General features: G+C 37.6%; 19 protein-coding genes. 10 read left to right on the top strand and 9 right to left on the bottom strand.

Going from position 1 to position 22,478, the window contains the following annotated elements:
- Nucleotides 1-9: 9 nt before the first annotated feature.
- From P7V56_RS06055 to P7V56_RS06040, 4 genes are all read right to left on the bottom strand, one after another.
- Complete coding sequence (locus tag P7V56_RS06055; protein ID WP_171222777.1) at nucleotides 10-534, bottom strand: RNA polymerase sigma factor; 525 nt, start codon at nucleotides 532-534, stop codon at nucleotides 10-12.
- 78 nt (nucleotides 535-612) lie between these two features.
- On the bottom strand, nucleotides 613-1,935 hold the full coding sequence (locus P7V56_RS06050) for a hypothetical protein (RefSeq protein WP_171222776.1): 1,323 nt from the start codon (nucleotides 1,933-1,935) through the stop codon (nucleotides 613-615).
- Nucleotides 1,936-2,018: 83 nt separating this feature from the next.
- Nucleotides 2,019-3,581, bottom strand: a complete 1,563-nt coding sequence (locus tag P7V56_RS06045; RefSeq protein ID WP_171222775.1) for an NAD(P)/FAD-dependent oxidoreductase — start codon at nucleotides 3,579-3,581, stop codon at nucleotides 2,019-2,021.
- A gap of 32 nt (nucleotides 3,582-3,613) precedes the next feature.
- On the bottom strand, nucleotides 3,614-4,666 hold the full coding sequence (locus tag P7V56_RS06040; RefSeq protein ID WP_171222774.1) for a DUF2891 domain-containing protein: 1,053 nt from the start codon (nucleotides 4,664-4,666) through the stop codon (nucleotides 3,614-3,616).
- A 58-nt stretch (nucleotides 4,667-4,724) separates the two neighbouring features.
- Between P7V56_RS06040 and P7V56_RS06035 the strand changes: the two genes are divergently transcribed.
- The 3 genes from P7V56_RS06035 (at nucleotide 4,725) to P7V56_RS06025 (ending at nucleotide 10,128) form a co-directional block, all read left to right on the top strand.
- Nucleotides 4,725-4,961 carry a hypothetical protein gene (locus P7V56_RS06035; protein WP_171222773.1) on the top strand — a complete coding sequence of 79 codons (237 nt, stop codon included), beginning with the start codon at nucleotides 4,725-4,727 and terminating at the stop codon, nucleotides 4,959-4,961.
- Nucleotides 4,962-5,134: 173 nt separating this feature from the next.
- Nucleotides 5,135-9,529 (top strand): Ig-like domain-containing protein, encoded by a 4,395-nt coding sequence (locus P7V56_RS06030; protein ID WP_171222772.1) that lies wholly within the window; start codon nucleotides 5,135-5,137, stop codon nucleotides 9,527-9,529.
- Between the two features lie 164 nt (nucleotides 9,530-9,693).
- On the top strand, nucleotides 9,694-10,128 hold the full coding sequence (locus P7V56_RS06025; protein WP_171222771.1) for a hypothetical protein: 435 nt from the start codon (nucleotides 9,694-9,696) through the stop codon (nucleotides 10,126-10,128).
- Between the two features lie 95 nt (nucleotides 10,129-10,223).
- Here P7V56_RS06025 and recQ read toward each other — a convergent pair whose 3' ends face one another.
- A complete protein-coding gene (recQ, locus tag P7V56_RS06020; protein WP_171222770.1) occupies nucleotides 10,224-12,419 on the bottom strand; it encodes a DNA helicase RecQ in 2,196 nt (731 codons plus the stop codon).
- 86 nt (nucleotides 12,420-12,505) lie between these two features.
- On the opposite strand from recQ, the gene P7V56_RS06015 reads away from it, so the two are divergent.
- From P7V56_RS06015 to P7V56_RS05995, 5 genes are all read left to right on the top strand, one after another.
- Nucleotides 12,506-13,471: a KpsF/GutQ family sugar-phosphate isomerase gene (locus P7V56_RS06015; protein WP_171222769.1), complete on the top strand. Its 966-nt coding sequence runs from the start codon at nucleotides 12,506-12,508 to the stop codon at nucleotides 13,469-13,471.
- Nucleotides 13,471-14,286, top strand: coding sequence for a twin-arginine translocase subunit TatC (gene tatC, locus P7V56_RS06010; RefSeq protein WP_171222768.1), 816 nt, complete (start codon nucleotides 13,471-13,473; stop codon nucleotides 14,284-14,286). Before P7V56_RS06015 ends, tatC begins: the two co-directional genes overlap by 1 nt.
- Nucleotides 14,279-14,626, top strand: a complete 348-nt coding sequence (locus tag P7V56_RS06005) for a carboxymuconolactone decarboxylase family protein (RefSeq protein WP_171222767.1) — start codon at nucleotides 14,279-14,281, stop codon at nucleotides 14,624-14,626. Before tatC ends, P7V56_RS06005 begins: the two co-directional genes overlap by 8 nt.
- A gap of 83 nt (nucleotides 14,627-14,709) precedes the next feature.
- Nucleotides 14,710-15,450 (top strand): LPS export ABC transporter ATP-binding protein, encoded by a 741-nt coding sequence (gene lptB, locus P7V56_RS06000; RefSeq protein WP_171222766.1) that lies wholly within the window; start codon nucleotides 14,710-14,712, stop codon nucleotides 15,448-15,450.
- Between the two features lie 16 nt (nucleotides 15,451-15,466).
- Nucleotides 15,467-15,697, top strand: coding sequence for a DUF5808 domain-containing protein (locus P7V56_RS05995; protein ID WP_171222765.1), 231 nt, complete (start codon nucleotides 15,467-15,469; stop codon nucleotides 15,695-15,697).
- 9 nt (nucleotides 15,698-15,706) lie between these two features.
- On the opposite strand, the gene P7V56_RS05990 is transcribed toward P7V56_RS05995, so the two are convergent.
- Complete coding sequence (locus tag P7V56_RS05990) at nucleotides 15,707-16,423, bottom strand: CDP-alcohol phosphatidyltransferase family protein (protein WP_171222764.1); 717 nt, start codon at nucleotides 16,421-16,423, stop codon at nucleotides 15,707-15,709.
- Nucleotides 16,424-16,533: 110 nt separating this feature from the next.
- Here P7V56_RS05990 and P7V56_RS05985 point away from each other — a divergent pair, with 110 nt between their 5' ends.
- Together P7V56_RS05985 and P7V56_RS05980 are read left to right on the top strand one after the other, a co-directional pair.
- Nucleotides 16,534-17,601, top strand: coding sequence for a putative type IX sorting system protein PorV2 (locus P7V56_RS05985; RefSeq protein ID WP_445972094.1), 1,068 nt, complete (start codon nucleotides 16,534-16,536; stop codon nucleotides 17,599-17,601).
- A gap of 9 nt (nucleotides 17,602-17,610) precedes the next feature.
- Nucleotides 17,611-18,729 (top strand): lipoprotein N-acyltransferase Lnb domain-containing protein, encoded by a 1,119-nt coding sequence (locus P7V56_RS05980; RefSeq protein WP_171222763.1) that lies wholly within the window; start codon nucleotides 17,611-17,613, stop codon nucleotides 18,727-18,729.
- Here P7V56_RS05980 and P7V56_RS05975 read toward each other — a convergent pair.
- The 3 genes from P7V56_RS05975 to P7V56_RS05965 are packed head-to-tail and all read right to left on the bottom strand — an operon-like array spanning nucleotide 18,709 to nucleotide 22,477.
- The gene (locus tag P7V56_RS05975) at nucleotides 18,709-20,103 is read right to left on the bottom strand and encodes a sugar transferase (RefSeq protein ID WP_171222762.1); all 1,395 of its coding nucleotides are present in this window, start codon (nucleotides 20,101-20,103) and stop codon (nucleotides 18,709-18,711) included. The two genes, P7V56_RS05980 and P7V56_RS05975, sit on opposite strands and share 21 nt — an antisense overlap.
- A 51-nt stretch (nucleotides 20,104-20,154) precedes the next feature.
- Nucleotides 20,155-21,165, bottom strand: a complete 1,011-nt coding sequence (locus P7V56_RS05970) for a glycosyltransferase family 4 protein (RefSeq protein WP_171222761.1) — start codon at nucleotides 21,163-21,165, stop codon at nucleotides 20,155-20,157.
- Nucleotides 21,158-22,477: an O-antigen ligase family protein gene (locus tag P7V56_RS05965; protein WP_171222760.1), complete on the bottom strand. Its 1,320-nt coding sequence runs from the start codon at nucleotides 22,475-22,477 to the stop codon at nucleotides 21,158-21,160. Before P7V56_RS05965 ends, P7V56_RS05970 begins: the two co-directional genes overlap by 8 nt.
- Nucleotide 22,478 lies beyond the last annotated feature (1 nt).

Below are 22,478 nucleotides of genomic sequence, written 5' to 3'. Positions count from 1 at the left end.
CATTATTTTTCAAACGTTTTTCACTACTTTTCTTAGGGACAACAAGGCTTGGTGCATTCTTTTTTCTACTGCTTTTACCGATAAATCCAACGAAGCTGCGATTTCAGTATACGATTGATTATCAAAACGGTTCATTAAAAATACAGTTCTTTGCTTTTCGGGCAAATCGTTGATGGCTTTTTCAAGTTGGGTTTTTAATTCAGTTTCCTCCATCAAAAACTCGGGCGATTCTTTGTGTGATGATTTGGATTGGAATTGCAACTCAAAATTATTCACTACTTGGTTGTGTTTTATTTTATTCAGAGAAAGCCTAATCGCTGTGGTGTATAAAAAGCTTTTGGCTTGTTCGGGTTGGATAATTCCGCAATTTTCCCAAAGTTTGACAAAAGCATTTTGGGCTACATCTTCGGCAGTTTCTATGTCGCCTCTGAATTTATATACCAAAAAGTTCCGCAACACTTTAAAATTAGTGTCAAAAACCGAACGGAATACCGCTTCGGAGCAGAGTTTTGCATTTTGGCTTTCTTCTTTCATAGCTTAAATTACAGACACAACCTTATCGCTAAGGTTGTGTCGTAACATTCATTTTTCCCAATTTTATTTTTAAATCAACTAATTACAATTGTTGGCAATGGCTGCTTCAAAAGCCGCCTGATTTGCCACTGTAACGGTTACCGGACCTGTAGTAGTGTTAAATGTCACAACTAAAGGATATACAAAAGCCGGAATATTGGATTGCGCCGGGAAATAGTATTGTAAAATATCTCCGTTGTTATTAGCGGTTACCAAAGCACCTTGATACTGAATCTGCACCGGAAAGGCAATGTTAAAACAAGTTCCCAACAGCGTTCCGAAATTAATGGTTGAAGCGTTACAAATTGGTGCAGACCACTGCTGCGTAGCATTACAATCGAAATTGTTTCCTATTCTGATAACAAAATAATCTGAAGAGGAACCTAAACTAGGATAATTTGGAATTGTGAATGGCAAATCGAATAAAGGATATGTCCCAACCCATGCTCCAAGAGAATTATACACTGAATAATAGGCGGAAGAAGTATTAGCATAATCAAAATCAATCGTCAAAGGATAAGTTCCGTCTGAATTACAAGTGCCCGGAGTAGCTGTTACATTGGTGATACTACAAGTTGGTGCACATGGTACAAAATCAGCGGCTGTAAATCCGTCACATTGAGCCAAACAAGCGTTGGAATATTCTACGATTCCGTTTACCGTTTGTACACAAACCGGATTGTAATCTGCCGTACAAATACAAGAAGATGTATTGCCGTCACATTCGTCATACAACTCGAATAATTCATACAAGTCGTTAACCACAATCACTTCGTTGTTTTGAGTAACACTGATAGGAAATACAATGTCTACCAATGTACCGTTAATCAACAAAGATTCCAATTCCGCTTGTGTATTCACTGCTATAGTTGCGCCATTGTCATTGATTACTGAAATAGGAAATATAAATTGCAGACAACTAAATTGCAACACATCGTCGTTTATCGGACTGAATCCGCAATCTTCAATCAGTGCGTAAAATTCGGCTTCATTATCAATGGTAATAACTGCGCCTTCTTGTTGAACTTGGAAAGGAAAAGCAATACCAACAATAAATAGGGTTTCCGATTCAGCGGTTAATACGTCTATCAAACCTTCGTAAGTTGCAACGGTAATCACCGTTCCGTCGTTATAGGATAAGGTTATCGGATAAACAAACTGAAAACACAAGAATTGATCTTGTGGTGCATTCGCATTTCTTCCGCTGATGTTATTGGCTTTCTTAATTTCATTTAAAGTGGTTCGCAACGCGATACTTTTGGAAGTCACAATTTCATTTTCCACCGGATCATTATCGCTACACGAATAGAAACCTGCGACCGATATGGTCAATAGCAATACTAAAATTTTAATCTTTTTCATCTTATTTGTATTTAGTGTTTATAGGTTAGACAACACAAAATGCCATCACCCTACTTTTTTAAAAAATAAAAATGAAAATTAATTTATTTTAAGAGACTTTCAGCAATTTTCATCGCACATTTTTCGCCGTCAATAGCAGCAGAAATAATTCCACCTGCAAAACCGGCACCTTCGCCACAAGGATATAAGCCTTTGATTTGCAAGTGCTCTAAGCTTTCATGGTCACGTGGAATTCTTACCGGTGAAGAAGTTCGGCTTTCGGGAGCGTGTAGAATCGCTTCATTAGTCATATAACCTCGCATTGATTTTCCGAATTGGGTAAAACCTTCACGCATGATTTGGGTTAAGAATCCCGGGAAGACTTGTCCCATTTCTACCGAAGTCGTTCCGGGAACATAAGACGTTTTTGGAATGGAAGCAGATACTTTGTTTTGGGTGAAATCGACCATTCGTTGTGCCGGTACTTTTTGCGTTTCTCCTGCCAAATGCCAAGCTTTTTGCTCGATGCTTTTTTGGAATTCCATTCCGGCAAGCGCTCCGAATTGAGCAAAAGGTTTGAAATCTTCCAATTTTAGTTCGACAACAATGCCTGAATTGGCAGTGGCTTGGTCACGTTTGGAAGGCGACCAACCATTGGTCACCACTTCACCCGGACTCGTAGCACAAGGCGCAATTACGCCACCCGGACACATACAAAACGAGTACATGCCACGACCGTTGACTTGCTTTACTATAGAATATGGAGCCGGTGGTAAATGTTCTCCACGGAAATCACAACTGTACTGAATTTTATCAATTAACTCCTGCGGATGTTCGGCTCGAACGCCTAGCGCAAATGGTTTGGCTTCGATTAAAATTTTCTTTCTGTCGAGTAATTCAAATATATCACGTGCCGAATGTCCGGTGGCTAAAATGACTTTATTGGCCGAAATTGTATCACCGTTTTGGGTTACAATACCCTGCATTTCATTATTCTTGACTACAAAATCAGTTACACGGGTTTCGAATAACACTTGTCCGCCGCATTCGATAATTTTTTCGCGAATGTCTTGGATGATTTGCGGTAGTTTATTGGTACCAATGTGCGGATGTGCTTCGACTAAAATATCCGGAGTTGCGCCGAAACCCACTAACAACTGTAAAATTCTGTCAACATCACCGCGCTTTTTGGAACGGGTATATAATTTTCCGTCGGAATAAGTGCCTGCGCCACCTTCACCAAAACAATAATTAGAATCTTCGTTGACGATATGGTCAACATTAATTGCTTTTAAATCACGACGACGCCCGCGAACGTCTTTACCTCGTTCGATCACAATCGGTTTTAAGCCCAACTCAATCAATTGCAGTGCTGCGAAAAGTCCGGCCGGACCGGCGCCCACGATGATTACCTCTTGGGCATTGGACACATTTTTGTAATCGGGCAGTTCGATTTTTGGTTCGGTATATTTTTCGTCAATCAAATAAACCAAGACTTTCAAATTGATTTTTATGGCTTTTTGACGGGCATCAATTGACCGTTTTAGAATTACAACTTTACCAACCAGTTTAGTGGAAACCCTTACTGATTTAGCCACATACTCATAGAGCAAACTTTCGTTTGCGGCTATTTCGGGTGAAACTTGTAGGAGTAATTCTTGCGGCATGATTTATTTTTTGCAAAAGTAAACAAATGGAATTACTTTTTTTCTTCAAAAGCGCGTAAGGCAAACGAAGCCAACCAATGCTCGCCTTCATAATTGCCGTCGACCACAGAAGGCAGCGAAAAGTTCAGGTGATAATTGGCTAGAGGTTTTAAATGAGAAAATTCTTTTGGGTACTGATTAATCAAAGCATATAAATTCCAAGCTCTGCTGAAATTCAGCCCGTCTAAGTGCACTAAATGGCCATCGGTTCTATCGGAAACCTTGGCAACTTCCCAAGTAAATTTCTTTTTAAAGAGTTGTGGTGCAAATTTTTTAAGCCAAATTAAAAACTCAGCTTTAGGTAAAATTCTTTGCATTAAAGCCATTTCTTCCAAGCAAGGAGAAAGAAAATCAGCACCGCTGGGTTCCCAAGTAAACGGACAGTTTTGATCCTTTTGAAACAACCGAACCGCATTCTCTTTGATGCATTTTTGAAACAAATCGTTTTTAGTATAAACCGCATAATCCCAAGCAAAAGTCAGCCCGAAAGCGGTATTAGAATGGGTTCCGACTCTCATTGGATACAATAATTTCGGCAAAAACTCGATGTATCTTTCGATGATAATATTGGAAAGCGGTTTTAGGTTTTGGGCTAATTCTTTTGCGAAAGGTTCGTTATACGTTTCTAACTCGAGTTGTAATTTCAGTAACCAATTCCAACCATAAGTTCGTTCAAATGATTTTTCGTGTTTTTTATTCAGATAATCTATTTCTACTTGGATGTTTGCCTTGGATAAATTGGTTCTGAGTTTTTGGACAATCAATTCGCGATTAGAAAGATTCGGGAATCTTTTTAGTAAATACACCAAACTCCAATGCCCGTGAACCGAAGAATGCCAATCGAAGCAACCGTAAAAGGTAGGATGTAGTTTTTGAGGCGATTGTATTTCGGTACTATCGACCAACATTTGTCCTAACTTATTAGGATATTCTTGTTGGAGACATTTCAGGGGTAAACCGGCTAAATGATTGGCTTGTTCGAGGGTTAACTCCTGAGAAAAACCGGGAATAGAAAACAACAGCAGTAAGATGCAACTAAATTTCATAAAAGAAGCGTTTTTCAAATGTAGCAAAAAGTTACCTTTGTCCAACTATTTCAATGTTATGTCAAGACAAATTAAACTCATTTGGGACTTTCGCGGACCGGCTTCAGCCAAGACCGCAGAGCATCATGAAATTCATTTAAAGGAATACATCACCATCGAAAAATTACCGATTACTATTACCGGTTTTGAAATTAAAAATGAGATGCATGCCATTGCTTTTATGGTGGTGACTGATGAACACATGATACAACTTCGAGATGCTTTGAAACCTCATCGCGGGGAATTATACATTTAACCTTCGGGCCTGCTTCAAAGAACCTAAAGCGTTAAATGTCATTAGTATAAAACTAAAAAATTAATTTCAAACACCGGAAACTACTTTATAAATTCTGTCATTTTGAAAGTGTAATAAAAACTTTGCAAGTTTTAAATAATTAAATTTGAGGTTTAACTCAATCTTCTTAATTTATGTCAATAAATTACCTTACCAAAAACGTTTCAAGTCAGGCGAAATTCTCCAAAGAAAAAAAACAATTTCTGAATGGAATTTTCGCAGTAGTGACTTTTTTGCTTGTTGGGACAAACCTTCAAGCACAAACTACTTTCACCTCGGTTCAATCAGGAAACTTTACTGATCCTGATACTTGGGGAACAGCCACTGCACCTACTCCAACTGACCATATAATCATTGCTGCAGGAACAACCGTACTTTTGAATGATTTGATTACCATTACTAACGCAACAATTAGTGGTACTCTAGAAGGAAGTAATGACTCACCTGATTTTACTGTAACCGGAAATTTAATCGTAAACTCTGGCGGTTTGATTGACGGTATTTACTATTATGATGCCGGAGGTTGGGGTTATGACAAAGCGATTCAGCTTAACGTAGCCGGAAACATTACTAATAACGGGAGAATCGATTTATCTATTGGTTCAAGTTACACCCCGGAAGGTGCTTTAAACCTCAATGGTTCCACAGTACAAACCATAAGTGGATTGGGTACTTTTGGAGGAACATTATATCTAACAGACAATTCAAATAATGGAGCAGTTATCAATCAATTGCTAATCAACAATACCAGCACGGCTACTCCTAATATTATATGGGGTTTTAACAACATCAAAATCAGAAGTGTTTTAAGTATGGTAAATGCCAGAGTTGATTTAGGCACTAACAAAATGACTATTGGAAACTACGGATCAGCCAACACAAATTGTGCCACCGGCAGCGGATTTTTAACCGGAACCGTAGGAAGATGGTACAGTGCTTATGATACTTTTGCACCTATATCCTCAGGTGTTGATTACTACAATAGTAACGCTATATTTCCATTTATTAATGCTAATGGAAAAAGTAGAGCTGCCTTTATTACAAGACCTGTAGACAATATTTCTTCTGCTGTATCAGGAGAACTTACTGTAAGTTACTATGATGATTCTACAGTTGCCTCCGGATTTTCGATTGCCGATGGCGGATATACTGTAACCAATATCTATGAAAGTGCTTGGATTGTAAGCAAAGATGCTAATTATGCTTTTCCTATCGGAAATCATACATTGGCTTTTTCAGCCCAAGATGCATATCTGATTATGAATGGAAATTCAAGAATAATCAAAGCTGACGGTACTACTGTCGGTAACCATCAAAACGGAACCATTACACCATTTGCAGCCAGAGTTGGTTTATCTGACAGTGACTTGAACAATACTTTTCAAGTTGGTTATAACGCTGCTCTTGATACACCGATTACTTCGGTTCAATCGGGTAATTGGAACGATATTACTACATGGAGCAGCAATAGCATTCCAACTTGTGGCAACACCGTTACTATACTTTCAGGACATACTATAACAGCAAATTCGCCTTTATCTGTTGGAGGTATTAATATTTTAGCGGGCGCAACATTAACTAGTGATTCCTCTACTTTAACGATTGGTTGTACCAATAACAACGCTACTTTTTACAATGGTGGAACCTACAATATTAATTCGGGTACACTTACGGTTAACGGTAATGTTTTACATGCCAATGGAAGTACTTTTAATCAAACAGGTGGTGAAATCATAGTTGACGGTAATCACAATGGAGCAGCTGCAACCAGTACAGATCAAACCCTTTTCAAAATTGGCAATAGTACTTTAAATTTATCCGCAGGAAAAATAACCCTTATTGATCCACCTGTAGCGAATACCGCTTTAGCCACAACTCATACAGTGACATCTATTGTTGCTTGTACAGGATGGTTTTGTTGGTTTCCGACGAATATTTTCTTAGACGCCGTTGATGGTGTAGCTGTGGGACAAATAGTGGTTGGAACCGGAGTTCCTGCCGGGACTGTAGTTGCTAGTGTTAACTTTGATGGTTCTATCAATACCAATCCGAGTTTACCGGAGACCGGTTTAAGTTTACCTTTGAATTTATCGTTTTACAACGTCATTTCTTCTCCTTCCGCCTTTGTGTATGACTCAGCCAACAATTATGCTGCCGGAGCCAATCATACTTTACAAATAGGTGACGGAATATCCACCGAAAAAGGCACCGTAACGACCAGTGGATTCAATTGTAGTTTCAGAGCTGCCGAAGGGACAATTTCCGTAAATAACTTGATTGTTAATGCTCCTGACGCCACTAATCGCTTCGTAAATCTAGATTCAAGCAACCCTAGTGGTACTAGTATAATGAATGTCCAAAATGATTTTACCATTATACAAGGGAAAGTAAAAGGACAAGGCGTTGATACTTATTTTGGCGGAAATATTATCAATAACGGAGCCTTAAATTTATACAACAACACTTATTTTGGAAATTACATCGATGGAAATTCAGTGGCTACTGATAAGGCACAAACCATCTCCGGAACAGGTACTTTTAATGCTCAAGTAGACACAATTCTTAATACACCTTCCAATACCGGCTCTGTTTCTCAACTTAGGGTTAACAATACCAGCGTTGAAGGGGTAACTTTCATGGTTCCTTTTAATGTTGTTTCTTCCTTAACAATGACTGCAGGAATAATCCATACATCAGCAACTAGTGTTCTAACTGTTGGAACACCGGCAATGTCATACACAGCCTCTCTAACAGGTAATTTTGGTGAAACATGTTATATTGATGGCCCTTTTGCCAAAGATATTGGTGGTGGTCAAAATGCAATCGACCTAACCAATGGTTCCGGATTTATAGACAAATTCTTTTTCCCTGTCGGAAAATCAACTTATGCGCCAATCTGGGTAGCTGTTACTACTCCGGCAGGTGGATTTGGAAGCCCGGGAGCCAAAATCAAAGCAGAAGCCTTTGAAACCAACTCAGGAATACCATCATCCAATATAGCGTATTTAAGCCAAAACCGTTGGGAAGTATCTAAAACTGCAGGTGATGTTACAGAGTTCAATATCAAAGTAGCGGATGCTAACGCGATTGAAAGCAGTATCATTGTTCAAGCACCTACTGCAGCCGGAATTTATGATAATGATTTTGGTATTACTGCCACTTTTGAAGCCGGAACACCAAATATGTTAACCTCAACCAGTGCTCCACTTCCTTTTGCTGATTTTAATGGTTATTTTTCAACTGCGAGACAATCGGAATGTACAACGATAAATCCGGGTAATACTTTAGCTTCTGAAACCAATATTTGTGGAGGAAAATCGGTTAACCTAAGTTTACAAAACGTGGTAGTTGGCGAAGGAATCTCTTACCAATGGCAAAGCTCTACTAATGGTACTGACTATACCGATATCAACATGGCGACTGCTACTACAGCTTCAGTGGCTCCGTTTGAAAATACTTATTATCGTTGTAATGTAACTTGCTCGTTTAGCACAACTACTGTGGCTTCAACACCAATCCAAATAACGCTAAACAACACCATAACTTCAACAACACCGGCAACGATTTGTCAACCAGCAGATACTGCTGTGCTTTCAGCAACTTCAGTTTCGGGCGATGTTAAATGGTATGCGACACAAGTTGGCGGATCTGCTTTGGCTACAGGAAACTCTTTTACAACTCCGGCTATTACCACAACTACAACGTACTATGCGGGTACCGAAACAACTATAGCGGGCACTGCAGGATTGGTCTATACTTTAGACGGATATAGTTCAGGAAGCACCAATAGAGGTTTGGCCTTTAACCTTTCTAACTCAATTATTTTAAACTCGGTTAAAGTATATCCACAACAAAATCCCGGTGGTTCAGGTCCATTACCGATAACCATCAAAGTATTACAAAACGGCATTCAAGTTCCCGGTACAACTGAAGTAACTTTTACACCAAATACATTCTCTGATTGGTCTCCAACGACAGTGGCACAAACTGTTACGCTTAATTATACATTATCTGCTGGCGACAACTATTCCCTTGAAATTACAGATGGAGCAACATATGACAATGCCTTGGCTTATGTGAGTCCGTTTCCGAGTCCGTTTCCGGTTACCAACGGAGCAGTTTCTATCATCGGTGGGATTAATAATGGTTTTGTAGATACTTACAGCTATTACTATTTCTTCAATTGGGATATTACAGAAGTATGTTCTTCCGCAAGAGTTGCGGTGGTTGCTACCGTACAAACCGCTGATGATTGTGGTTTAGGAACAGCTCCTAATTCATCATTATCCAGAGTGGTGGCTTATCCGAACCCTTACAGCCAAACTTTTAAATTAGACATTCAAACCAATAATACAGCTGATGTGGTCATTAAAGTGTATGATATGATTGGCAGATTAATCGAAAATCAAACGGTTGGTTACAATGATTTATCTCAATTGGAAATCGGTAACGGCTATCCTTCGGGCATTTACAATGTATCAATAACCCAAGAAGGCAAAGCAAAAACCCTTCGGGTGATTAAAAGATAAAACCAAACTTCAATGCAATAAAAAACGGCTACTTGAGAAAGTAGCCGTTTTTGTTTATTTGATTTTTTATTGGAATTGAATAGCGCTTGATTAGAAATTATTTTCAAAACTATTTCATTAGATTTGTATTATATGGAGATAAAATAATTAAACGATAAATAAAAATGAAGAAAAAAAAAATAATCATTTCTGTTTTATGTATTTTGTTTTTAATCAGCTGCGATCCCATTGATAATCGATTAATAATCATTAATAAAACGAATCGCCCTTTATTCTTTACTATATCTAGATTTGATTCCATTGAAGGAGGAAATCCATTTGAAGAATATATAAAAGTCACAAACAAAGATACTTTATGGTTAGACAGTGATAATTTTATTAAACCTTATGGTGAAAATAAGTTTCCTGCTATCTCTAGTTGGGAAGACCTAATTAATCATAATTTCAATGGTCGTTTGAAATTATTTATTTTTGAGGCCGATACATTAAAAAAATACAATTGGCATGAAATAAAATTCGGCGAAAAAGAATTCAAAAAACTTAATTTAAGTGTAGATGATTTAAAAAGATTAAATTGGAAAATTGAAATTAAAAGATAAAAACAAACTTCAATGCAATAAAAAACAGCTACTTGAGAAAGTAGCCGTTTTTTATACTAAATAAAATCTGCCTTCTTAAATCTTCTTTCTGCCTTCTAATTTGCTACTTCGCTAATAAACTTAATTCGCATCAAACGCAATTCTTCGATATCATAATCGCCGTCGAATTCTTTTAGTGCATCTTCAATTTTATCGGATTCAGAATCCATAAAATAGTCGTGAATTTCTTCTTGTTGTTCCTCATCTAAGATTTCGTTGATCCAATAACTGATGTTCAATTTAGTGCCTGAATAAACAATTTGCTCCATCTCTTTGAGCAAAGTATCCATGGTAAATCCTTTTGCCTTGGCGATGTCATCCAGCGACAGTTTTCTGTCGATGTTTTGGATGATGTATAATTTATTCGAAGAATTGGCTCCGGTCGATTTAACGACCAAATCATCCGGACGAATAATATCATTGTCTTCTACATATCGCTCAATCAATTCAACAAACTCTTTACCGTATTTTTTGGCTTTGCCTTCCCCTACGCCGTGAACATTGCTAAGTTCATCAATTGTAATCGGGTATTTCAACGCCATGTCTTCTAATGATGGATCTTGAAATACCACAAATGGTGGTACACTGAGTTTTTTGGCTACTTTTTTACGCAACTCTCTCAGCATAGCCATCAAAGCTTCGTCAGCCGTTCCGCTCGATTTGGCAGCAGTTACTATAGCTTCGTCTTCGCTTTCGCTGTATTCATGGTCTTCCGACATCATAAACGAAACCGGACTTTTAATAAACTCATGCCCTTTGTCGGATACTTTTAAAATGCCGTAAGTTTCGATGTCTTTGGTCAATAAACCATCCACCAAAACTTGGCGAATCAGTGCCATCCAATAGCGCTCATCAAAATCGGAACCACAACCAAAGAAAGTTTGGGTATCGGTTCTGTGGGCTTTTATAGTCGCATTAACTCTGCCGATAAGGGTAAATACAATTTCTTTTGATTTGTATAAATGTTTGGTATCGCGTACGACTTCCAATAAGGTTTTGACTTGGTCTTTGGCTTCGACTTTACTCTTCGGATTGCGAACATTGTCATCCATATCAGCACCTTCACCGGTTTCACTATCGAATTCTTCTCCGAAATAATGCAACAAAAACTTGCGTCTCGACATTGACGTTTCGGCATAAGCTACTACTTCCTGCAACAACGCAAAACCAATTTCCTGTTCGGCTACCGGTTTGCCCGACATGAATTTTTCTAATTTTTCCACATCTTTATACGAATAGTAAGCCAAACAATGACCTTCTCCTCCGTCTCGACCGGCACGTCCGGTTTCTTGGTAATAACTTTCCAATGATTTTGGAATGTCGTGGTGAATTACAAAACGCACATCCGGTTTGTCAATTCCCATTCCGAAGGCTATCGTGGCCACCACCACTTCTACATCTTCCATTAGGAACATGTCTTGGTGTTTGGCACGGGTTTTAGCATCTAATCCGGCGTGATAAGGAACAGCTGAAATTCCGTTTACTTGAAGTACTTCGGCAATTTCTTCAACTTTTTTACGGCTTAAGCAATAAATAATGCCCGATTTGCCTTTGTGTTGTTTGATGAAACGAATGATATCCGCTTCGATATTTTTGGTTTTGGTACGTACTTCGTAAAATAAATTCGGACGGTTAAAAGAGGCTTTAAAAGTCGTGGCATCAGACATATCCAGATTCTTTAGAATGTCCTCTTGTACTTTTGGTGTAGCCGTCGCGGTTAAACCGATTACAGGTACATCACCCAATTGTTTGATAATGTGTCTCAGGTTTCTATATTCGGGTCTGAAATCGTGTCCCCATTCAGAAATACAGTGCGCTTCATCTATCGCTACGAAAGATATCGGCACACTTTGTAAAAACTCAACATATTCTTCTTTGGTCAAAGATTCCGGCGCTACATAAAGCAATTTGGTAATCCCTGAGGTAATATCTTTTTTAACCTGACTGATTTCGGTTTTGGTTAATGACGAATTTAGTACATGCGCGATGCCGTTCTCGGAAGACAGGCTTCGGATGGCATCGACTTGGTTTTTCATTAAAGCAATCAATGGAGAAACTACTATGGCAGTTCCGTTTTGAATTAAAGCCGGCAATTGGTAACACAAAGACTTACCACCACCGGTTGGCATTATAACGAAGGTATTATGTTTAGTAATAATACTTTTTATGACTTGTTCCTGTAATCCTTTAAATTGGCTGAAACCAAAATACTTTTTTAATTCTTTGTGGATGTCAATTTCGTCTAAATTCATTCTGTGTTAATCGTATTTTTACATAAATTTGCAAACATAAAGATACGACTTTCTTTTATACATACAAATTTTATCTTATTTCAATTTTGATACCTAAAGAAACCATTTTAGCCTCTGCCAAAAAGACCATATTATCAGAAAGTGAAGCCATTACAAAGTTGGTGGATTTTGTGAATGACGATTTTGTCAAAACAGTTGAAATCATATACAATTCTTCGGGAAGATTAGTAGTGACAGGAATTGGCAAAAGTGCCATCATTGCCCAAAAAATTGTAGCCACACTAAATTCTACCGGAACGCCATCACTATTCCTTCACGCTTCCGAAGCCATTCACGGCGATTTGGGTATGGTACAACCCGGCGATGTGGTGATTTGCATTTCCAAGAGCGGCAACAGTCCGGAGATTAAAGTTTTGGTGCCGTTATTAAAACGATTTGGCAACAAATTGGTCGCTATTACCGGAAACACTACTTCGTTTTTAGGCAAAGAGGCCGATTATGTTTTGAATACGTATGTAGAAAGCGAAGCTTGCCCTAATAATCTGGCACCAACCAACAGTACTACAGCCCAATTAGTAATGGGAGATGCTTTGGCGGTTTGCTTGATGGAAATGAGAAACTTCACCGCTGAAGATTTTGCCAAATACCATCCCGGTGGTGCTTTGGGAAAAAAATTATTATTGCGTGTGGGCGATATGCTCGATACCACACACAAACCGATAGTTGCGCCTGATTCCAACATCAAAACGGTTATCGTAGAAATCTCTGAAAAACGTCTCGGTGTCACTGCTGTCGTTGACCAGGAAAAAGTCATCGGTATCATTACCGATGGTGATATCCGAAGAATGTTGAATAAAACAGAAACCATTTCAGGTTTGGTAGCAAAAGACATTATGACTGTGAATCCGAAAACCATTAAATCTACCGATATGGTTAGTGATGCGCTGAATATATTAGAAGATTTCTCTATCACACAATTGGTTGTTGTTGATAACGGTGAATACAAAGGCGTTATCCATTTGCATGACATTTTAAAAGAAGGCATCGTATAATGGCTAGAAAACCGATTAGCGAGATGTCATTCTTGGATCATCTCGAAGAATTAAGATGGTTATTGGTAAGAAGTACTTTGGCAGTTGTAATTGTTGCTTGTGCTTGCTATTTTATTGACGACTATATTTTTGACCAAATTATTTTTGGCCCAAAAGACCCCAACTTTATTACTTACCGTTTCTTTTGTCAATTGACCCGTTTTTTTGGGGTTGATGACACTTATGCTTGTGCTACTGAATATTCGTTTATCATACAAAACACAGAGGTCGGCGGACAGTTTTCCATTTATTTATGGATATTGATTACTGCCGGATTCATCATTGGTTTTCCCTATATTCTATATGAGTTTTGGCGATTTATCAGTCCGGCGCTTTATGAAAAAGAACGCAAAAATGCAGCGCTGTTTATCATCGTTTCTACTTTATTGTTTTTTATCGGTGTGCTATTCGGTTACTTTGTCATCGTACCCTTATCGATTAACTTTTTTGCAACTTTCAACGTCAGTGATGCTGTAGTCAATCAGTTTACAATAGAATCTTACATCAGTATGATTAAAACTTCCGTTGTAGCCAGCGGATTGGTATTTGAATTGCCGATTATCATTTATTTCCTAACCAAATTAGGATTGGTAACACCCGCATTTTTGAGAAAATACAGAAGAGCTGCCATAGTAATTATTTTGATTGTGGCCGCCATAGTTACACCACCGGATATCCCGAGTCAGGTTGTGGTTTCTATTCCGATATTGATTTTATATGAAGTGAGTATTTTAATTTCCGCAGTAGTGGTTAAAAAAGAAAAAGAAAATGTCTGATTTAGTTCAAGAATTTAACGACTATCGTTCTAAAATGAACGAAAAGTTATTGGCTGACAATAACAAAATTGTAAAACGAATTTTCAACCTAGACACCAATGCCTATGCCGAAGGCGCTTTGGACGTTAAGACCAAGGAACTTTTAGGCTTAGTAGCTTCAACTGTTTTGCGTTGTGATGATTGCATCAAATACCATTTGGAAACGAGCTATAAAGAAGGCATCACCAAAGAAGAAATGATGGAAGCTATGGGCATCGCAACATTAGTTGGCGGAACCATTGTCATTCCGCATTTGAGAAGAGCTTACGAGTTTTGGGAAGCGTTGGAAGAAAAAAAATAATTGTTAAATGGTGGATTTGGTGATTTGTTTATTCGTTAATTTGTCGAATAACCAAATACACAAATAACCGAATAACCTCAAACATGAAGTTAAGAGCCGAAAATTTAGTCAAAACCTACAAAGGCAGAAGCGTTGTAAAAGGCATTTCCGTGGAAGTAAACCAAGGAGAAATTGTTGGTCTTTTAGGGCCAAACGGTGCCGGAAAAACCACTTCTTTCTATATGATTGTAGGCTTGGTAAAACCCAATTCCGGAAACATCTATTTGGATGACATGAACATCACCGATTTTCCGATGTACAAGCGTGCCCAACACGGGATTGGTTATTTAGCCCAAGAAGCTTCTGTCTTCAGAAAGCTGAGTATCGAAGATAATATTTTGAGCGTTTTACAATTGACCAAACTGACCAAAGAAGAACAAATCGCCAAAATGGAAAGTTTGATAGCCGAATTCAGCTTGGAACACATAAGAACTAATCGCGGTGATTTACTTTCGGGTGGTGAAAGAAGAAGAACTGAGATTGCACGTGCTTTGGCTACCGATCCAAAATTCATTTTATTGGACGAACCTTTTGCCGGAGTTGACCCGGTGGCAGTAGAAGACATTCAAAGAATTGTAGCCCAGTTAAAAAATAAAAACATCGGAATCCTGATTACCGACCACAACGTACAAGAGACTTTAGCCATTACCGATAAAACCTACTTAATGTTTGAAGGCGGTATCTTGAAAGCCGGAATTCCGGAAGAATTGGCAGCGGATGAAATGGTGAGAAAGGTTTATCTCGGACAAAACTTTGAATTGCGCAAAAAGAAATTACATTTCTAACTTATAACTATTCACTATGCAAAATCCTTCAGAAGAAACACTCAAAGATTGGCATGAAAATCCAAAATACTGGAAACTTGGCGGTCTATTTTATGTGAACAAAGATGACGACCGACTTTTAGTTGACAAACGCAATCCTAACTACGGAGCAACCTTAAATTTTGCCCACAAAAAATCATACTGGTTCATGTTGCTTATTTTTTCCTTTTTCGGATTTATAATCTACATGATAACAAGAAACCAATAAAAAAGCTTCCTAAACGGAAGCTTTTTTATTGACCATATTATTCAAAACCGACAGTAAAACGTAAAATAAAATAATTAAAGGAACCGCTAATATTTGAAGAAAAACAATCATCAATATTGAGACTGTCAAAAAGAAAATCTGCAACTTATACTTGGCAAAACTAAAATTCTTAATCTTCAAAGAGAACAAAGGAATTTCGGCATTCATGATGTAAGCACTCAAAAATGTCATCAGCAACAATGCCCATTTGTCATAAAAAATACCCAAATCAATATCCTGATGAAAGTAATCGGCAATAACCGGTAAACTTGTAAAAAACAAACTATTAGCAGGCGTTGGCAAACCAATAAAAGAATCCGATTGACGCGTATCGATATTAAATTTCGCCAAACGATAACAGGCACCTAATGTAATGACAAACCCTAAAAACGGCACATAACTTTCTATACCAAAAGCATGATAATCACGTAAAAGAACAAACATCACATAACCCGGGACTACACCGCTTGTTACCATATCCGCTAATGAATCCAACTGAACTCCTAACGGACCGGCAACGCCAAACTTTCGGGCAAAGAATCCATCAAAAAAGTCAAAGAAAATTCCGAGACTGACAAAATAAAAAGCCCATTCATATTGGGCATTAGAAACAAAAACAAGCGCCACGCAACCACTAAACAAATTAAGCATCGTAAATAAGTTGGGAATCTGCGCTTTGATATTCATCGGTTAGGTTTGTTATTTTTTAAGAAATACAAATTTAATACAATAAGTTGCAGACTTCTGCGTTTTATATTCAAGATTTTTATGTGATATTTGTAAAAAGAAAAATTGCCTTGAAAAAAACGATTGCTATTCTGCTGCTTTTCATTAGCCTAATTACTCATGGTCAAGCCGTTAGAAAATACTCCAATGAGTTTATGAATATAGGCGTGGATGCGGCCGCTTTAGGCATGTCGAATGCAGTAACTGCTTATACCGGCGATGTCAATTCGGGGTACTGGAATCCTGCCGGATTACTCAAAATTGAAGACCATGAGGCGGCTTTGATGCACGCCAGTTACTTTGCCAATATCGCCCAATACGATTATGCGGCTTACGCCAAAAAAATAGATGACCAGAGCGCCTGGGGTATTTCCCTGATCCGTTTTGGCGTTGATGACATTTTAAACACTACCCAATTAATCGACAGCGAAGGCAATATCGATTTCAACCGTATCAGTCTTTTTTCTACTGCCGATTATGGTTTGACATTTTCCTATGCCCGAAAAATGAAACTCGAAGGTTTTCAATACGGCATAAATGCCAAAGTCATCCGAAGAGTGATTGGCGATTTTGCCAATTCTTGGGGTTTTGGTTTTGATGCCGGTTTGCAATTTGACAAAGACAATTGGCATTTTGGTTTGATGCTTCGAGACATTACAACAACTTATAATGTTTGGGCCATTGATGAAGATAAATTTGAAGCCATTCAAGGCGCTGTAGAAGGTCAGAATCAGGAATTGCCTGAAAGTACCGAGATAACTTTACCTAAAGCCCAACTCGGAATCGCCAAAAAATTCGAATTCCACTACGATTATACATTATTGGCTGCCGTAAATCTGAACATGCAATTTGCCGAAACCAACGATGTAATCTCAACCAGTGCTGTAAGTATTGATCCTGCTTTAGGGTTTGAGTTTGGGTATACCGATTTGGTTTTTCTCCGCGCCGGTGTTGGTAATTTTCAAAATGTGGAACAAATTGATGGTTCGACTAAAGTGAATTTTCAACCTAATATTGGTTTAGGTTTCAAATACAAAGGCATCCAAGTAGATTATGCTTTAACCGATTTGGGAGATCAAAGTGCCGCTTTGTATTCCAACATCTTTTCGGTTAAAGTGGATTTGAGTATTTTTAGATAAAAATAAATTATGTTGAAAAAAGCACTTTTCTTACTCCTACTTATCTTCAGTTTACCTGCTTTTTCTCAAAGTCCGAAACTTTCCGAAAATACCCAAATCAGCATCTTTACTTGCGGTCGCGGTGAAGAACTGTATTCTACTTTTGGACACACGGCTTTAAGAATTAAGGATGAAGCAAACGAATTGGATATTGTTTTCAACTATGGCGCTTTCGATTTCAGAACCGAAAATTTTTATTTAAAATTTGTCAAAGGCGATTTGCAGTATTTCATGAATGTAACTTCGGTGGAAGATTTTATATTAGAATACCAAATTGATGAAAGAGAAGTCATCGAACAAACAATCGACTTGTCTTTGACCCAAAAGCAAAAGCTTTTCGACGAATTAAGCGCTTCACTTAACACTTCGGATAAATATTATACTTATAAATTTATCGACCGAAACTGTACGACCATGGTCGCTGAAAAAGTTAATGGTTTATTGGGTCAAGCCCAAATTCAAAAAGTTGACAACAAAACCATCAGTTACCGTGCTTTATTGTATCCGTATTTTGACAATTACTTTTGGTACAAATTGGGTATCAACATCATCTTTGGCGCCAAAACCGATGCCGATGCCGAGAAACTATTTCTGCCCGTTGAATTGATGAATAGTTTAGACAAAGCTACAGTAGCCGGAAAACCATTGGTAACTGATAAAAAAACCATTCTCAAAGGAACTGAAATCAAACCGGTTTTTTCCTTTTTTAATAGCCTATACATCATTATCACTTTCTTTGTAGTGGTGATTGTCATCAATAAGCGTTGGTTGTTTTTGACCTATCTTTTTGTTGCTGGACTATTAGGCGTTTTTCTTTGTTTGGTGGGTTTGTATTCGCAGCACCAAGAAGTGCTCTGGAATTACAACGCTTTGCTTTTCAGTCCGCTATTTTTGGCTTTGCCTTTCTTAAAAGAAGTAAAACTGAAAAAAATCGGCAATCTCTCTTTGGCGATTTTGATGGCATATATGATTTTTATGTTCAATAAACCACATTTACCTATCATGTTGCCCTTTATTTTAGCTACGGTCTATATGCTGTTGAAAATCAGCGGGAGAAATCCTTTAAAACTATTGTCCTCTGTAAAATAATACCGTACTCAAAGTTTTAAACATAATACTAAAGTCGAGGAAAAGACTGCGGTGTTTGATATAATACAAATCGTATTGGAGTTTAATTAAACTGTCTTCTATAGTTTCGCCATAAGAGTAGTTGACTTGTGCCCAACCCGTTAATCCCGGTTTAATCACGTGACGTGTTTCATAAAACGGCATAACTTCAGCAATCTCGTTAACAAAAACTGGTCGTTCGGGTCTTGGCCCAATTACTGCCATTTCGCCTTTAAGGATATTAATGAATTGCGGAAATTCATCAATTCTTGATTTTCGCATAATTTTGCCAAACGGGGTTATCCTCGAATCATTGGTCGTTGCAAAAACAGCACCGCCGCTTTCGGCATTTTTAACCATGGTCCTGAACTTGACAATATTAAAAACTTTACCGTTTTTCCCCACTCTTTCTTGGGTATAAAACAATGGTCCTTTGTTGCCGAAAAGATTTCCCAAAGCTACAACAGGAATTAACAACAATCCAACAGCCAATCCGATTAGGGAAATCAGAATTTCCAAAAATCTAACGATGATTAAATACAAATGGTTTTGGTTGCTGCGGCTGAATGGAAAATAACGGTAAAAATCACGGGAAACATATTGCACCGGAATACGTTGGGTAATATTTTCATAGACTTGGGTGTATTCTCTGATGATATAACCGTTTTCGAGTAAGTGAATCAGTTGGTTGTATAATTTGACCGTAATTCCGTCTGTTTTTTGGGAAGCAATTACAATTTCCGAAATGGAATTTTTCTTGACAAAAACTTCCAAATCATTAATATCTACACTTTTAATCTTAGGATAAAGATCGCTTTTCAAATTGGTGCTGTCTGAATTCACAAAACCCATCACACGATAATGTGGATCGGCATTTTCCAATCCGTCAACCAATTCTTTAACTTGTTCTTTATCACAAATGAGGATTACTTTTTTTAAGAATCTATTAGAGGCAAAAAAGCGAACATAAATCATTCGCCAAGTAAACAAAGCCACAAAAATAGCTATAAAGAAGAAAAAGATTTGGATACGATTCGTGGGTAAAATCGGAGTAAATATTGGGGTCAATAAATACATCAATACCGTAGTCGAAGAAGTCAGTATGATACTTTTGATAACCTGAAACTGATTGCTGGCTACTTGCAAATTATACATTTCAAAGACCGAACCGATGAAATTCAGATAAAGCCCTAATACAATGGTCCAGTAAAAATTGGTGGTCGAAATATTGAAGTAATTAAACTTAAATACTATTCCTACCAAGTACAAAGAAACCAATACAGAGATGACATCAAAGAGTCTTAAAAGAATTTTTCTTTCCGAAACTTCGAAGTGAATATCCTTGTATTTGTTCATTTTTTTGATAGCACTTATTTTTTTGAAGTCGCAAGTTAGTAAATCTCGTGATTAAATCAGTAAATCTATCCATTCCTTTTTTACAATTTCCCAATCAAAGCTTTGAACAGTCTCTTTGGCATTTTTAGTGATGCTTTGGACCAAGTTTTGCTCTGTGAACAATCGATTCACTTGTTGGGTCATTTCATCCGTATCATCATCAGAAACCAATAAAGCATTGGATTCGTGCTTCAATAAATAAGGAATTCCACCAACATTAGTGGAAACCACCGGCAAACCTAAAGCCATGGCTTCTATGACACTTATGGGCGTATTATCGAAATGAGTGGTATTGATAAAAACATTGTAATCTTTGGATTTGGCAATCCAATCTTCTTTAGATAACTTTCCGGTAAAAGTTACTTCTACTTTATGCTTTTGGGCAAAACGCTTCGTTTTTTCGAAACTATCGTCTTTTTTGGGACCAATCATACACAAAGTCGCTTCGGGATAGATTTTCTTTAAATTGATAAAAACCTTTACCGCCATTATCGGATTGTAGATTTTGGCAAAAGATCGAACCCAAAGGATGCTTGGTACCTCAAATGTTTTGACTGACTCCGGATAAAGTTGGAGTTCGATAGTGTTGGGAATGTATTTTAAATTAGTATAACCATTATTCTTAAAGGCTTCATACAAATAATAAGACGGCGCAATATTAATAAAGGCATTGTTAAATATTAAATTGGAGAAAAACTTTGACCTTTCAATTCTGCTGGGCAAATCACCACCGTGTAATTTTGGGATGTATTTTACCTTTAACATTCGGCAAAGCTGAGAGATGATAAAAGCATACCAAAAATTTTTAGTACTATAAGTATCAATTAAAACATAGTCAACTTTTTTGGCATATTTAAAAGTCATATAAATCATTTCCAGCATTCTTAAAGGCTTACTTTTCTTTGAAGAAGCATAGTAAACGGTAAATCCTTCGGCTTCCAAAAAAGAACCCAAGGTTTCTATAGAAGTTGAAGTATATCCATGGTCGGACAGCTTATTTCCAATGTAAAGAAGCTTATTCATCCATATAAACTTTTAATAGCGACAACGAATATACAAAAGCCGGCGCAGCAATTCGCATGGCAGCATGATTAATTGTCAGCAACCAAAATACTAAAAAACAAAACATATAAATATTTTGTTTGTTGTCGAGATACAAAAATATAGGCGTTAAAAACACAATTAGCAGTGCCATTATACCCAAAGTTCCATGTTCGGCAAAGGTTCTGGAGACTTCATTGTGTGACGTAATAATTTCACCTCCGGTTTTTTCTTCCCTAATTTCTAATCCTTTGGCAACACCTATGCCAAAAACCGGACTGTCTAAAAAGGCATCTATTTCGCTATCTAAAATTTCCTCTCGTCCGGTAAATTGACTCTCTTTAACTTTCCCGGTTGCATCCTGATTGGCGTATCTTTTATCAATCAAACCACCGGTTTGGTTCGAAGTATAAACCCAAGTAAAGGCAAATCCCAAGAGAAACAAAACCAATAGTATATTCAATTTGTATTTCCCTTCTCCTCTGGTATTTTTATATAAAAAGAAGATTAAAATTAAAATCATCAACAAACCGGTAATCATGCCTCCGCGGGAGAAAGTGACCAAACCTCGGTAACTGATATTAAAAATAATAATTAAATTCAGGGCAAACATTAACTTGGTTTTTGATTCCAAAACCAGTCGTGAAAAGAAAATAAACATGCCTATCCCAAGCAATGTGGCTACTTGATTAGGACCAAATCCGCCGGAAGTTTCCAAATTAGAACCCGTACTCGTCAAAATAGTTTTGAGTTCAGGAGTGTACAATATCAAATACATCGTAGTGGCTATGATAGGCAAACCCATAGCCAACAAAATGTTATTGAGTTGTGAGAACAATATTTTTCGATTGTAATTATAGATCGCAGCAACGCCCAAACAAGCCGGTCCGGAAATATTAAAAGCCAGTGAAGTTCGGAGATCTGATTTTAAATTCAGTGTTTCGGTGGCCACAATAATCCCGGGAAACAACAAAAGCAGATAAATCCAAAAGGGAATGGCATTTTTTGAAAATCCGCTGTAATACATCCCCAAAAACAAAAAAGCCATGACGCCGTATTTGGAAAACTCATACAAGATATTTCCGCCCGTCATTCGCAAAAAAACTTCACTTCCAACTAAATAGGCCGAAACATAAAGCACTTCATTACCTCGATTGCCGTTTTTAATAACAAAATAAATGCCCAATATCAAAATTGACAGTCCGTAAACTTTTGAAAATTGTGGAAAATTATAGATCAAAGCCCCAATCAATACGTGAGCTAAAACCAACAATATATAGTTTCTTTCTTTCATA

Source organism: Flavobacterium sp. IMCC34852 (assembly GCF_030643905.1).
Taxonomy (GTDB): Bacteria; Bacteroidota; Bacteroidia; order Flavobacteriales; family Flavobacteriaceae; genus Flavobacterium; species Flavobacterium rivulicola.
The sequence above is the reverse complement of the archived record's forward strand: the minus strand, read 5'-3'. Positions and strand labels throughout refer to the sequence as shown.